Below are 11461 nucleotides of genomic sequence, written 5' to 3'. Positions count from 1 at the left end.
TGACTCGGGCCGGAAAACTCTAGCCTCGGGTGCTCCAGAAAACGGGGGCGGATCACGGGCAATCGGCATCACCCAACCGGCGGCGTCGCAGCACATCGCCTCACTCGAAGCGCAATTGGGCCGTCCCTTGTTTGATCGCCATTCGCGGGGTGTTCGACCAACAGCGATTGCCGACGATCTGGCGGCTTCGATCGGAAGCAGCCTCGACACGGCGGAATCGGCAGTGGCCAGCGCGCGGGCCCGATCGTCGCGCATCTCGGGCACGGTCCACATCGCCGCGCCGTCGGACCTGCTGGGCGAAATGATCACGCCCCGGCTGGCTCCGCTGCTGGAGGCAGGGCTGGACCTGCGCCTGCATATCGGCGGGCGCGAGGCGCTCTATGCCTTGCTCCTGGAGGACAAGGTGCACCTGGCCGTCACCGCCTCGCAACCCGAAGATCCGCGGTTGGCCTTCCATGCGCTGGGCGAGGAACACCTGCGCGCCGTAGCCTCGCCCGCCGTGGCCATGCGGATTGCCGAATTGCCGCTTGCCGACGGGCTCAACCGGACGGCCCACCTCGCCTACGACCTCGACCGGCCGCTGCTGCGAACCTGGCTCCATGCAAACCAGCTCGAGCTGACGAGCCAGCCCGCGTTGACCGCGCCCGATTTGAGAGTATTGCGATCGGGATTGTGCGCGGGTCTCGGCTGGACGGTGATGCCCGGCTATCTCACCCGCAGCGAACGCGCTGCCTGCACGCTGATCGAGATACCCGCCCCGGTCACGGTGCCGCGCAACGCTTACTACCTCGTCTGGGCACGCTCATCGCTGCGACACCCGCGCGTGGCCATGGCTCGGGACGCCCTGATTGCTGCACTCCGAATATAATTGTGGCGACGCCTATTGGGCCGTCAACGGCCTAGCCATTCCCCGTCATGACCAGCACCCGAAGCTGCCTGAGATCGCGGCTCCTACATTCTCAATGCATGGGCCGGAGATTTCTGCCGTCGCGAACCTCGCTTGATGGCCTTGATGCGATCTTCGCACCGATAGATCAGGGCCAGCAAATCACCGATCTGGCTGATTTCCCGAGCAGCCTGGAGCCGGGTCCGACTATTTGCGATCTGTTCGAGCAAGGCATCGATCTCTCCTTCACCGCCCTTGCTCCGAACCGCATGGGCAGTCTGACGTGACCCCCAGAAACTCCTCCAGGAATAGCTAGAGTCCGCCCTAACGAAGGACGGACAGAATGAAGCGATCACGGTTCACGGAAGAGCAGATCATCGGGATCCTGAGGGCCCTCGCCCAGGAACGTCGCCGGTTCGGCTACCGCCGCCTGCACGTCCTGCTGCGGCGCGAGGGCCATGCGGTCAACAGGAAGCGGGTTCAGCGGATCTATCGTGAGGAACGGCTGACGGTGCGCCCGCGCGGCGGGCGGAAGCGAGCAATGGGCAGGCGGCGACCGCTGGACCTGCCGCTGGTGGCCAACCAGCGCTGGTCGCTGGACTTCGTCTCTGACCAGATGACGGACGGGCGGCGCTTCCGCATCCTGACGGTGATCGACAACTTCACCCGCGAGTGCCTGGCGTTGGTGGCCGACACCTCGCTGTCGGGCGCTCGGGTGGCGCGAGAGTTGGACGCCGTCATCCGGCAGCGGGGCCGACCCGACACCATCGTCAGCGACAACGGCACGGAATACACCTCGAACGCCGTCCTGGCGTGGGCCGACGACACCGGCGTCGGCTGGCATTACATCGCGCCGGGCAAGCCCCAGCAGAACGGCTTCAATGAGAGCTTCAACGGGCGCCTGCGTGACGAGCTGCTGAACGAGACGCTGTTTCGATCCCTGCCGCATGCGCGCGCGGTGCTCGAGGCCTGGCGGCGTGACTACAACGAACGGCGACCGCACTCGAAGCTCGGCTGGCTGACGCCGCAGGCCTACGCGCAAGCCCTTGCTGGAAACACAGGGCGGCCTGCTGCGCTGGTTGACGGCTGCGCAGGCCGCCCTATTGCCAACCCAACCAATCTCTACCCAGATCAACCTCGGACTCTTGTTATGGCTGGATGAGAAACGGGGGTCACGTCACCGTCCAGGCCGGGGGATCGGAGGCCGGGAAGGATTCGAGCGAGGCTTCGAGCACCGGATCGAATTCGGCCTGTTCTTGCGACGACAGGTCCACCGTGCCTTTCTGCTCGACCGCGCGCCGGAGGCGGTGATCCGAGCGACCGTGATCCACGCGGGACGGGATGCGGAAGGCTTCCGGCGCATCGGCTCCCTTGTGGAGTCGATGCCGTTCCTCTCCCCGCCAGCGGTCAGGCGCATGCCGGGGAGCCACATCCTCACGCACGAAATAGCGCCAGTCCTGCCGCTCCGCGAATTCCACGGCGCTTTCGCGGTCGGGAAATTTCAGCCGGATCGAACGGTAGGGATCGTTGCTGGAGGTATATCCCATCAGCGGCTCGACCTGCAGGGGTCGAGACGGCTCGAATTCCAGTATCCAGTAGTTGGGCCGCGGCGCCGACGTCATCGCGGAACGAGCCGGCCGGTAAATGATCGCGGTCGGAACGTCCCAAGACCTCATGTTGGTCCCGGGTATCGTCGGCGGAAAGGGCGGGCGGTTATGGCCGCGCATCATGACGTTTCTCCTTCTTAATCTTTGCGAGCTCCGCTCCAAAATTGAGATCGTCAAGTTTCTCCATTCGCGTCGAGTTGCGGCGAATGGCGCTCGCCGCATTCGTTGAGGTCAAGGCCGTGTTCTGGAGCACGTCAGATCGCATTGCCGTTGTCAGATCGGCAACGGACTGCATCACCTTTTCGCCGTCAGCTTCGGAAAGCGCGCCGTCCGCAAAGCCGGACAACAGGGCGTCGAGAACGACCTCAAAGCGGATCACAACCTCTTCGCTGGCTACCACCGCAAGCTTATGATTGAGAACCCTCAGATCATCGATCAGCCCGGCCTCATGCTTTGCGTTCTCGACAATTTCCGCGACCTTTTCTATGCACGACATGTATATATCGCATTGCTGCTGAAGGATGATAACCCTTCCTTCTTTCCGAAGCTCGAGTTCTGTCTGACGATTGAGGAGAGCGGCGGTAAGAGCGATCGTGACGACGGCGCCCAGAAAGACCAGCGTCACCTCTTGGGCAAACGGCAGAGGCTCTTCCGACATATACATTGCGCGAAACATAAAATAGATGCCGACCCCAAACGAGGTGGCGACAACTAGGTAGGCAAGATCGCGCAGGCTGTACTTCATTGGCGATCGTCCTCTTTGCAATCTGCCCTCAGCCGAACATTGGGCTTCTCGCAGCTTTGTTCTTCGCCACTCGGCTGCGGGAAAACCGGCGTCGGACCGCTGCCGAAAGGATTGAAACCAGCCTTTAGACAGCGGTCAAAGATTGTCTCGTCCCATCGAGTAAAATCATCCTCGTTGCCGATGGGCCGCCCGGTCGTCATTCCGCGAGTCATGTGCCTACGGCTTGGTTGGCTTCGGGACCTTTGTCGTGCTCCGTGTGATTGGCGCGGCGCAGCCGCAGGCCCAACATGAGCATCATTGCTCCGAAGAAGGCGGCGTAAAAGCCAAGAAGCCAGCCAAGCGCAAGAAAACTTTCGAGCGGGCGCGTCAGCAGCATCCAGGTCACTAAGACCCCCAGGGTGACGGACAGAAGGCCGCTCAGGATGAGCCAGATTTCGCCCTTGATTTCCTTGCGCAGGCGAATCGCCGCCACGATTTCCAGGACGCCGGAGAACACGGACCAGAATGCGATGCTGGCCCAGAGGAATGTCGCAAGCACGAGCGTCGCGACAAAGGGCGAGACAACCACGACGACGCCGGTGGCGATCCCCAGGAGGCCGCTGAACATCAGCCAGCCCCAGCGTTTGCCCTTGCGGATGTTACGTATCGCGGCGACGAGGCCGAACACGCCGTCGGCAAAGGCGAACGCGCCGAAGACCAGCGTGAGCGCCAGAAGCGATTCCGCAGGCATGACGAAGGCCAGCACCGCGATGATCAATGCGAGCACGCCGCGCAACACGAATGCCCACCAATTCCGGGACAGGCTGCACAGCATGTCTTGCATCTTGTCGGTCGGGTTTTCATAGGCTGTTCTCATTGGTCCATCTCCTGTTCCTGTTTCAACTCAGTTTTCTGCGTTTGTCTCCGCGCCGGCGAGCGCGGCAGCCACGCGGCGCCGGTACTCGACTGGCTGGGGCAGGCGCTGCGTCAGGGCAATTTCCCGTTCGATGGGCGCGCGCCCCGATGCCTCGCTGATCAACCCCGCTTCGACAAGCTTTCTGCGCAGTGTCTCGCCCGCCTTCTCGGCGATTTCTTCGACCTCTGCTTCGGAAAGGCCGAGGAGGTCCGCCGTCTCCGCAAGCGTGGCGTCGTCTAGGTGGAGCCGATAGAGAACGCGGCGTTCGACCGACGGAAGATCGGCGATTGCCCGGTGCAGCGTCACGGCGATATCATGACGACTCATTTCGGTCTCAGGATCCGTGCCGCCGTCGTCGGCGACGAGTTCCTCGAGCAGCAGCACGTCGTCGGGCTGGTAGAACTCGAACATCTCCTCATCAGACTCGGTAGGCTCCCCGGCAGGCGCCTCGGGCGCTACGTAGATCGAGGCGGCATCCTCGGGCACCGCGCGGCGCGCAGCCTGCGCCTCGGCCTCGACGGTCTCGAAGGCCAGCTGCGTCAGCCAGTCCCGGACGGAGAATTCGGTCGGCCGCCGCTCGAAGCGGTTGAGCCCGTTGAGGATCGTCGCATCGACGATATCGCCAACGCTCAGGTAGCCAGCCGGCACAGACCCGCTACACTCGAGATAGGTCAACTCGCGCCTGACGGTATCGTAGACCGTATCGAGATGATCCTCGATCAGGTCGAAGAAGAGTTGGCGCCGGTCCGCTTCCGCCGCATCCCGCGCGGACGGCAGCGGGGCGCCGATCCGGCGCCGGCGGGCGGGACGCTTGTATTCAGGCTCGTGCTTGAGGCGCGCCACATGCCGGTCAACCCGCTGGCGCAGGTCGGCAAAGGCCTTGCGCAGGACAGGCTCGATCTTGAACCCCTCTTCCTGTGCCGCGATCACGCCCGAGGGCAGTTGCAGGCGCAGGCTGACCTCGATGCGCGTCTTGCCGCTCGTCTGGGTGGCGACGACTTCGAGCCGGACGAGATCCTCGCGGAAGCGTACAAGATGCGGTTCAAGTTGCCGCACCTCTTCCTCGATGACCTCAGGCGCGCGCTGTTGGCCGTGCCGGTCGAGATTGCGAAATGCTCTGATGACTTCCATGCCGTATGACCTTGCTTGTCGCTTTTTTGACGAAATGAGCCGGCGCGACCGTCATCGCGCCGGCCAGTCCTTCACGACGTCATCCGGTAGACTTATCGCCCTTGGACTGCTCCTTATCATTGGCGTCGACTGGGACATCGGGCGTCGGAGCGTCCGCCTTGTTTTCGGCAACTGCGCTGGACTCGCCGATCCCGGCTTGGGCCGGATCGTCCGGGCTGTCTTCACCGGTGTCCCTTGCGATCTTTTCGAACACGACCTTCTGTTCGTCCGCTGACCAGGCGACGCGGACCTTGTCGCCATCCTCGATCCGCCCCGAGAGCAATTCGCGAGCCAACTCGGTCTCCAGCTCCGACCGGATCAGCCGGCGTAGCTCGCGGGCACCGAATTCGGGACGGAAGCCGACCGCGCCGAAGTGATCCACGACGCTCACATCGAGTTCGAGTTCGACGCCCTGGGTAAGGGCGGTCCGCTTCACCCGGTTGAGCTGCAACTCGACGATCTGGCGGATCTCCGACTGATTCAGCGAATGGAAGACGATGATCTCGTCGATCCGGTTGATGAACTCTGGCCGGAAATGACCGCGCAACACCTCCATCAGTTCGGATTTCTGCTTGGCCTCGTCGAACTCCCTGCTGCCGCGTTTCGTGAGGTTGCGCTGGATGATGTCCGAACCGAGGTTCGAGGTGGCGATGATGATGGTGTTAGTGAAGTCCACCACGCGGCCCTTGCCATCTGTCAGGCGGCCATCGTCGAACACCTGAAGCAGGATGTTGTAGACATCGGGATGCGCCTTTTCGATCTCGTCGAGGAGCACGACCGAGTAGGGCCGACGGCGCACCTTCTCCGTCAGCTGCCCGCCTTCGTCGTACCCGACGTAGCCCGGAGGTGCGCCAACCAGCCGGGCAACCGAGTGGCGCTCGCCATACTCCGACATGTCGATACGGATCAGCGCATCCTGGTCGCCGAAGATCACCTCCGCGAGCGTCTTGGCCAGTTCCGTCTTGCCAACCCCGGTCGGCCCGAGGAACAGGAAGGTCGCGGTCGGACCGGAACCTTCGCGCAGACCCGCACGCGCCAGGCGCACCGCATCGGCCACGGCGCGGATCGCTTCTTCCTGGCCGATGACGCGCTCGTGCAGCTTCTCCTCGAGCTTGAGGAGCTTGTCCTTCTCCTCGGTGGTCAGGTCCGTGACCGGAACGCCGGTGATCTTGGAGACGATCTGCGCGACGTGATCGGCGCGCACCTCGGCGGTCGCCGAAGCCTGATCGCGCTTCCAGATCTCCAGAAGCTCGTCCAGCTCCTTCTGCTTCTGCTCCAGCTCCTTCTTCAGTTCCGCTGCCCGGTCGAATTGCTTGCGGGCTGCGGCATAGTCCTGCTCGCGCCTGATCTGCGCGGCTTCGGCCTCCAGCTCCTGGACGTCCACGGGGCGCGCTGTGGCGCTGATCTTCACCCGTGCGGCTGCCTGATCGATCAGGTCGATCGCCTTGTCGGGCATGAAGCGGCCAGTGATGTAGCGATCAGAAAGCTCGGCCGCCGCGACGATGGCCTCGTCGGTGATCGTCACCTTGTGGTGCGCCTCCAGCGTGTCGCGCAGGCCGCGCAGGATCATGATGACCTGAGCTATCGTGGGTTCCTCGACATAAACCGGTTGGAACCGTCGCTCGAGCGCCGCGTCCTTCTCGATGTACTTCTGGTACTCGTTGAGCGTCGTCGCACCGATCAGGTTCAGCTCCCCCCGCGCCAGCGCCGGCTTGAAGGTGTTGGCGATGTCGAGACCACCTTCGCCGCCGCCCTGGCCGGCGCCGACGATGGTGTGGATCTCGTCGATGAACAGGACCAGGCTGTCCTTCTCCTCGGTGATCTCCTTGAGGATCTTCTGCACTCGCTCCTCGAACTCGCCGCGATACTTCGACCCGGCCACCATCGAGTTGATGTTGAGCTCGACCAGCCGCTTGTCGCGCAGCGCCTCGGGCACTTCGCCCGCGACGATCCGTTGTGCAAGTCCCTCGACGATGGCGGTCTTGCCCACGCCGGGCTCGCCGATCAGCACCGGGTTGTTCTTTTTCCGGCGGGCCAGCACTTCGATCGTCGTCTCGATCTCGCGGGCGCGGCCGATGACGGGATCGAGCTTGCCCTCGCGGGCGAGCTTCGTCAGGTCACGGCTGAACTGGTCGAGATCGGGGGTGTTCGACGGAGTCTCGACGCGGCCTTCCTCGGCTCCCTTGCCGACCACCTTCGTCACCTGCTGACGCAGCGCCTGCGGCGTCAACCCCAGCTTGCGCAGCATCGCGGCCGCGAGGCCTTCGCCCTCTTCGGCGAGCCCGATCAGCAGATGTTCCGGCCCGACATAGGAATGGCCAAGCTCGTTCGAGGCGATGAAGGCCCGGTTCAGCGCGTCCTTGAGACGCGGGCTGACACCGATTTCGCCTTCCGTCTTGGCGTCTCCACGCTTCGCTTCCTTCTCGATCTGGCGCCGCAGATCGTCCACATCGACCTTGAACTGTTCCAGGATCGTCTTGACTACGTCAGACGAGGTCAATGCCAGAAGCAGATGTTCGGTATCGACCTCGCTGCGCCCGAATTCCCCGGCCTTCTGTGCGGCATCCTGCAGCAGCTTGTTGCCCTGTTCGCTCAGCCGGTCGGCGATGGTGCGTCCGCCGCCGCGCCGCGATCCACGCCGCGGCGCGCCCTCGTCGAAAGTGGCGTCGACGACAGCGTCATCGCCATCACCCATAGAGCCGAGCGTGCCGCCTCGCAACGGACTGTCACCAAAGAGGCTGCCGAAACTGCTCTCGCCGAAGAACTCGTCAAGAAGGGAACGCCGTCCGAACAGGGACTCCAGTGGCGAGGCGCTGCGCCCCGACCGGCGCGCCATTTCGCTGTAATGCTGGTCGCAAAGCTCCATGTTCTGAACCCTGCCGTTCACCGAGGCGCGCACACGCGCCGTCGCCGGGCGACCGCAAATATCGCAAGCTCCGTTTGTCATTCGGCTTCTCCGTTTTCATTATCCAGTCAGGCGCCAGTGACAGTGTCACGCAGCGACCTGTCTCTCGTTGCAGGAGATCCTGCGCCGATTGCTCGAGAAGATCCAGATTGGTTTCAAGAAAGGTGAGGGTGCGCTTAAACCCGCCATCCACGATGTCGCGCACCTTCGCGTCCATCCGCTTAGCAGTGGCGTCGCTGTAGCGGCGGTTTAGCCAGGAAGACTGGTCGCCGGTGCCGAGAAAGCCGGGCCGATCGGTGTCGTAGCTGACATGCCCGAGGTCTTCGTCCATCCCGTACCGCGCGACCATGGCGCTGGCGATGTCGGTCGCCTTGACCAGATCGTCCGCCGCCCCGGTCGAGACATGATCGTAGATGATCTTCTCTGCTGCGCGCCCGCCAAGCAGGACTGCGATCTTGGTTTCGAGTTCCTCCCGCGTCATCAGGAAGCGGTCCTCGGTCGGCGCTGGATGGTGTAGCCGAGCGCGCCAATCCCGCGCGGTATGATCGAGACTTGTGCACCGGGTCCACCCCCGGCAGAGCCATCGCCACCAGCGCGTGCCCCATCTCGTGGTGCGCCACGATCTCGCGTTCGCGCGGATTGAGCACGCGGTTCTTCTTTTCCAACCCGGCGATGATGCGTTCCACCGCATTGTTGAAGTCGTCCATCGTCACCGCATCAGCCTTGCGGCGCGTGGCGAGCAATGCTGCCTCGTTGACGAGATTGGCAAGATCCGCGCCGGAAAAAGCCGGGAGTAAGCGCTGCGACCTTCTCGGCATCGACGTCTGGGGCGAGCGTCACTTTCTTCATGTGCACGTTCAAGATCTGCACACGCCCCGTCTTGTCGGGCCGGTCCACCAGCACCTGACGGTCGAAGCGTCCCGCACGCAGCAGCGCGGGGTCGAGAATCTCGGGTCGGTTGGTGGCGGCCAGGAGCACGATGCCCACTGAAGGGTCGAAGCCGTCGAGCTCGGTCAGAAGCTGGTTCAGCGTCTGCTCACGCTCATCATGGCCACCGGCGATCTGGCCGGAGGAGCGCGCCATCCAAGAGCGTCGAGTTCGTCGATGAAGATGATTGCCGGGGCCGATTTCCGGGCCTGCTCGAACAGGTCGCGCACCCGTGCGGCACCGACGCCCACGAACATCTCGACGAACTCTGATCCCGAGATCGAAAAGAAGGTCACGCCGGCCTCGCCTGCCACCGCGCGCGCCAGAAGCGTCTTGCCGGTTCCCGGCGGCCCGACGAGCAATATGCCTTTGGGGATATGAAGCCGCCAAAACCCTGCTTGTCGGCGAACTTGCGGAACAGCAGCATCCAGATTCCGAAGAAGACAAGCGCTGGCGCCACCCAGGAAATCAGCGTGCCGAGAAAAGTGTTTTGCGGAACGCCAGTGATCTCGATACCTGACCGGTCTATCCGATCGAGAGGATTGCGGGATTCACTACGGTCGTCACGACTGCTTCTTGCCGTCGACCGGTTCGGCGAAGGCGCCGGTGATGGTGTCTGACCCGACCGCGTCCGACGCGACCCTGCCGTCCTCGAGATAGGTTTCGAATTGGCTGTAGCTGATGGGAGCGACGGATTGCCAGCCAGCGATCAGGTTCTGGATGAAAAGCACGGCTATGAAAGCCACCACCCAGTACCAGATGTTGTATTCGGTCTTCTTTTCCATACCGCTTTCCCCTTTCCCTAGCACCCAAGCCGCGACTTGATCCGCTCGAGCAGCGCCAGCAGGATGCGCCTTTCGTCCGCCGACAAATCCTGCAGGATTTCATGTTCGAGCGCCGATTGCCGCGGCGCGAGTTCCTCCAGCATTGCCCTGGCCTTCGGCGTTGCCGTGACGATCTGCGACCGTCGGTCGTCGGGTGACGCCCACCGCTCTGCCCAACCGCCCTGTACCATGCGATCGACGAGCTGGCCCGCAGTGGCCCGGCCCACCTCCAGCCGCCCGGCCAGATCGCCGATGGTCAGCCCGGGCGAATCCTCGACATGTGCCACCGCCATCCAGGACAGGCGGGTCAGGCCGCTGTCGCCGATCTCGTTGTCGATCCGCTGCTGGATGAGCTGCGCTACCCGGTGGATCGTCGTCCCGATCAGGGCGAGATCAGAAGTGATCAAGGGTATCTTTCCTCCGTCTGCATGAGAAACAGGATAGACTGCGGTCCACCCAAAGTGCAATGCAAGCATCATATATGCTTGCATAATAAATGGATCCGCCTATCTTGATGGGCGGTCTCCGAACCGACATCCAGCCGGCACCGTTGCCCGGTCGGACCATGCCGCCGGTTCGGGGGCATCGATCAGCAACAGGAGGCCAGCAATGCTCTATCCGACATATCTGTGCCGCAGCGATCCCTTCGCGCTGATGCCCTCCATGATGCGCGATCTCGACCGCGGCTTCTGGCCCCCGTCCCGCGCGGCGTTCCCGGCGGTGAATGTGTGGCAAGGCTCCGAGGCCGTTGCCGTCACCGCTGAACTTCCCGGCATCGAACCGGGCGACATTGAAATTTCGGCCAAGGACAACGTCCTGACGCTGTCGGGCGAACGCAAGCTGCCCGAGGTTCCCGAAGGTGCGCGCTGGCACCGCAACGAACGCGGTTATGGCAAGTTTTCCCGCGCTATCCGCCTGTCATTCACGGCTTCGGATGACAAGGTGGAGGCGAAGATGACGAAAGGCGTATTGCGGATCGCCATCTCCCGTCCCGAGGCAGAAAAGCCAAAGAAAATCGAGATCAAGGCAGCCTGATAGGAGCTGGAACGATGAGCACCGACATCACGCAAGCCACCGAAAAGACGCCGACCGACGCGCCCGAGACCGCCGGCGGCGGCGGCGGCGGCGGCGGCGGCGGCGGCGGCGGCGGCGGCGGCGGCGGCATCTACCGCCCGCTGACCGATATTGTCGAGACCGATCAGGGTGTCTCCATGATGCTCGAAATGCCTGGGGTCGCCGCCGATGCGGTCGAAATCACACTCGAAAACCGCGTGCTGACGATTCGCGGCAAGGTTGAGCCGATGCGGCCAGAAAACCTGGAACTTGCCTATGCCGAATATGGCGAGGGTGATTTCGAGAGGGCTTCACGCTTTCCGAGGATTTCGACCCCGACAGGATCGAGGCCGAGATGCGCGGAGGCGTCCTCACTTTGACGCTCCCCCGAGCCCCTGAAGCGCACCCAAAAAGGATCGCCGTCAAAGGCGCCTGAAAATCGAAGGAGA

12 protein-coding genes and 4 pseudogenes are annotated in these 11461 nt (G+C 63.2%); 5 read left to right on the top strand and 11 right to left on the bottom strand.

Annotated features, from left to right (window positions below; all coding sequences use genetic code 11):
* The 3 genes and pseudogenes from DXK21_RS09225 to DXK21_RS09215 all read left to right on the top strand — a co-directional run.
* On the top strand, positions 1-868 hold an 868-nt coding region (locus DXK21_RS09225), incomplete at its 5' end, for a LysR family transcriptional regulator (protein ID WP_211306001.1).
* A gap of 98 nt (positions 869-966) precedes the next feature.
* On the top strand, positions 967-1173 hold the full coding sequence (locus DXK21_RS09220; protein WP_114817482.1) for a hypothetical protein: 207 nt from the start codon (positions 967-969) through the stop codon (positions 1171-1173).
* 41 nt (positions 1174-1214) lie between these two features.
* Positions 1215-2048: pseudogene (locus tag DXK21_RS09215) on the top strand (IS3 family transposase); the annotation flags it as partial.
* Positions 2049-2058: 10 nt separating this feature from the next.
* On the opposite strand, the gene DXK21_RS09210 reads toward DXK21_RS09215, so the two are convergent.
* From DXK21_RS09210 to DXK21_RS09175, 11 genes and pseudogenes are all read right to left on the bottom strand, one after another.
* The gene (locus tag DXK21_RS09210; protein WP_114817481.1) at positions 2059-2616 is read right to left on the bottom strand and encodes an NADH dehydrogenase ubiquinone Fe-S protein 4; all 558 of its coding nucleotides are present in this window, start codon (positions 2614-2616) and stop codon (positions 2059-2061) included.
* Positions 2600-3238 carry a hypothetical protein gene (locus DXK21_RS09205; RefSeq protein WP_114817480.1) on the bottom strand — a complete coding sequence of 213 codons (639 nt, stop codon included), beginning with the start codon at positions 3236-3238 and terminating at the stop codon, positions 2600-2602. The genes DXK21_RS09210 and DXK21_RS09205 overlap by 17 nt, the downstream gene beginning before the upstream one ends.
* A 208-nt stretch (positions 3239-3446) precedes the next feature.
* Positions 3447-4094 carry an HdeD family acid-resistance protein gene (locus DXK21_RS09195; protein WP_167493334.1) on the bottom strand — a complete coding sequence of 216 codons (648 nt, stop codon included), beginning with the start codon at positions 4092-4094 and terminating at the stop codon, positions 3447-3449.
* Between the two features lie 27 nt (positions 4095-4121).
* Complete coding sequence (locus DXK21_RS09190; RefSeq protein WP_114817478.1) at positions 4122-5264, bottom strand: sigma-70 family RNA polymerase sigma factor; 1143 nt, start codon at positions 5262-5264, stop codon at positions 4122-4124.
* Positions 5265-5343: 79 nt separating this feature from the next.
* Complete coding sequence (locus DXK21_RS09185) at positions 5344-8169, bottom strand: ATP-dependent Clp protease ATP-binding subunit (RefSeq protein ID WP_281269028.1); 2826 nt, start codon at positions 8167-8169, stop codon at positions 5344-5346.
* Positions 8072-8689 (bottom strand): ATP-dependent metallopeptidase FtsH/Yme1/Tma family protein, encoded by a 618-nt coding sequence (locus DXK21_RS17045; RefSeq protein ID WP_281269027.1) that lies wholly within the window; start codon positions 8687-8689, stop codon positions 8072-8074. Before DXK21_RS17045 ends, DXK21_RS09185 begins: the two co-directional genes overlap by 98 nt.
* 256 nt (positions 8690-8945) lie before the next feature.
* Positions 8946-9026: pseudogene (locus tag DXK21_RS17040) on the bottom strand (hypothetical protein); the annotation flags it as partial.
* Between the two features lie 133 nt (positions 9027-9159).
* Positions 9160-9291, bottom strand: a pseudogene (locus DXK21_RS17035) (AAA family ATPase); the annotation flags it as partial.
* Entirely contained in the window at positions 9234-9497 is a 264-nt protein-coding gene (locus DXK21_RS17030) for an AAA family ATPase (protein ID WP_211305999.1), read from the bottom strand. The gene DXK21_RS17030 and the pseudogene DXK21_RS17035, both read right to left, overlap by 58 nt.
* A gap of 201 nt (positions 9498-9698) precedes the next feature.
* Positions 9699-9920 carry an ATP-dependent metallopeptidase FtsH/Yme1/Tma family protein gene (locus DXK21_RS16770; RefSeq protein WP_211305998.1) on the bottom strand — a complete coding sequence of 74 codons (222 nt, stop codon included), beginning with the start codon at positions 9918-9920 and terminating at the stop codon, positions 9699-9701.
* 17 nt (positions 9921-9937) lie between these two features.
* Complete coding sequence (locus DXK21_RS09175) at positions 9938-10366, bottom strand: MarR family winged helix-turn-helix transcriptional regulator (protein WP_114817476.1); 429 nt, start codon at positions 10364-10366, stop codon at positions 9938-9940.
* A 202-nt stretch (positions 10367-10568) separates the two neighbouring features.
* On the opposite strand from DXK21_RS09175, the gene DXK21_RS09170 reads away from it, so the two are divergent.
* Together DXK21_RS09170 and DXK21_RS09165 are read left to right on the top strand one after the other, a co-directional pair.
* Entirely contained in the window at positions 10569-10994 is a 426-nt protein-coding gene (locus tag DXK21_RS09170; RefSeq protein ID WP_114817475.1) for an Hsp20/alpha crystallin family protein, read from the top strand.
* A 14-nt stretch (positions 10995-11008) separates the two neighbouring features.
* Positions 11009-11448 (top strand): annotated as a pseudogene (locus DXK21_RS09165) (Hsp20/alpha crystallin family protein).
* The last annotated feature ends 13 nt before the right edge of the window (positions 11449-11461 follow it).

The organism is Brevundimonas bullata, from assembly GCF_003350205.1.
GTDB lineage: Bacteria > Pseudomonadota > Alphaproteobacteria > Caulobacterales > Caulobacteraceae > Brevundimonas > Brevundimonas bullata.
The sequence above is the reverse complement of the archived record's forward strand: the minus strand, read 5'-3'. Positions and strand labels throughout refer to the sequence as shown.

Coding starts and splice junctions, on each gene's coding strand:
- DXK21_RS09170 (WP_114817475.1), top strand. CDS start 10,569: ATGCTCTATCCGACATATCTGTGCCGCAGCGATCCCTTCGCGCTGATG.
- DXK21_RS09205 (WP_114817480.1), bottom strand. CDS start 3,238: ATGAAGTACAGCCTGCGCGATCTTGCCTACCTAGTTGTCGCCACCTCG.
- DXK21_RS09210 (WP_114817481.1), bottom strand. CDS start 2,616: ATGATGCGCGGCCATAACCGCCCGCCCTTTCCGCCGACGATACCCGGG.
- DXK21_RS09195 (WP_167493334.1), bottom strand. CDS start 4,094: ATGAGAACAGCCTATGAAAACCCGACCGACAAGATGCAAGACATGCTG.
- DXK21_RS09220 (WP_114817482.1), top strand. CDS start 967: ATGGGCCGGAGATTTCTGCCGTCGCGAACCTCGCTTGATGGCCTTGAT.
- DXK21_RS16770 (WP_211305998.1), bottom strand. CDS start 9,920: ATGGAAAAGAAGACCGAATACAACATCTGGTACTGGGTGGTGGCTTTC.
- DXK21_RS17045 (WP_281269027.1), bottom strand. CDS start 8,689: ATGACGCGGGAGGAACTCGAAACCAAGATCGCAGTCCTGCTTGGCGGG.
- DXK21_RS09185 (WP_281269028.1), bottom strand. CDS start 8,169: ATGGAGCTTTGCGACCAGCATTACAGCGAAATGGCGCGCCGGTCGGGG.
- DXK21_RS09190 (WP_114817478.1), bottom strand. CDS start 5,264: ATGGAAGTCATCAGAGCATTTCGCAATCTCGACCGGCACGGCCAACAG.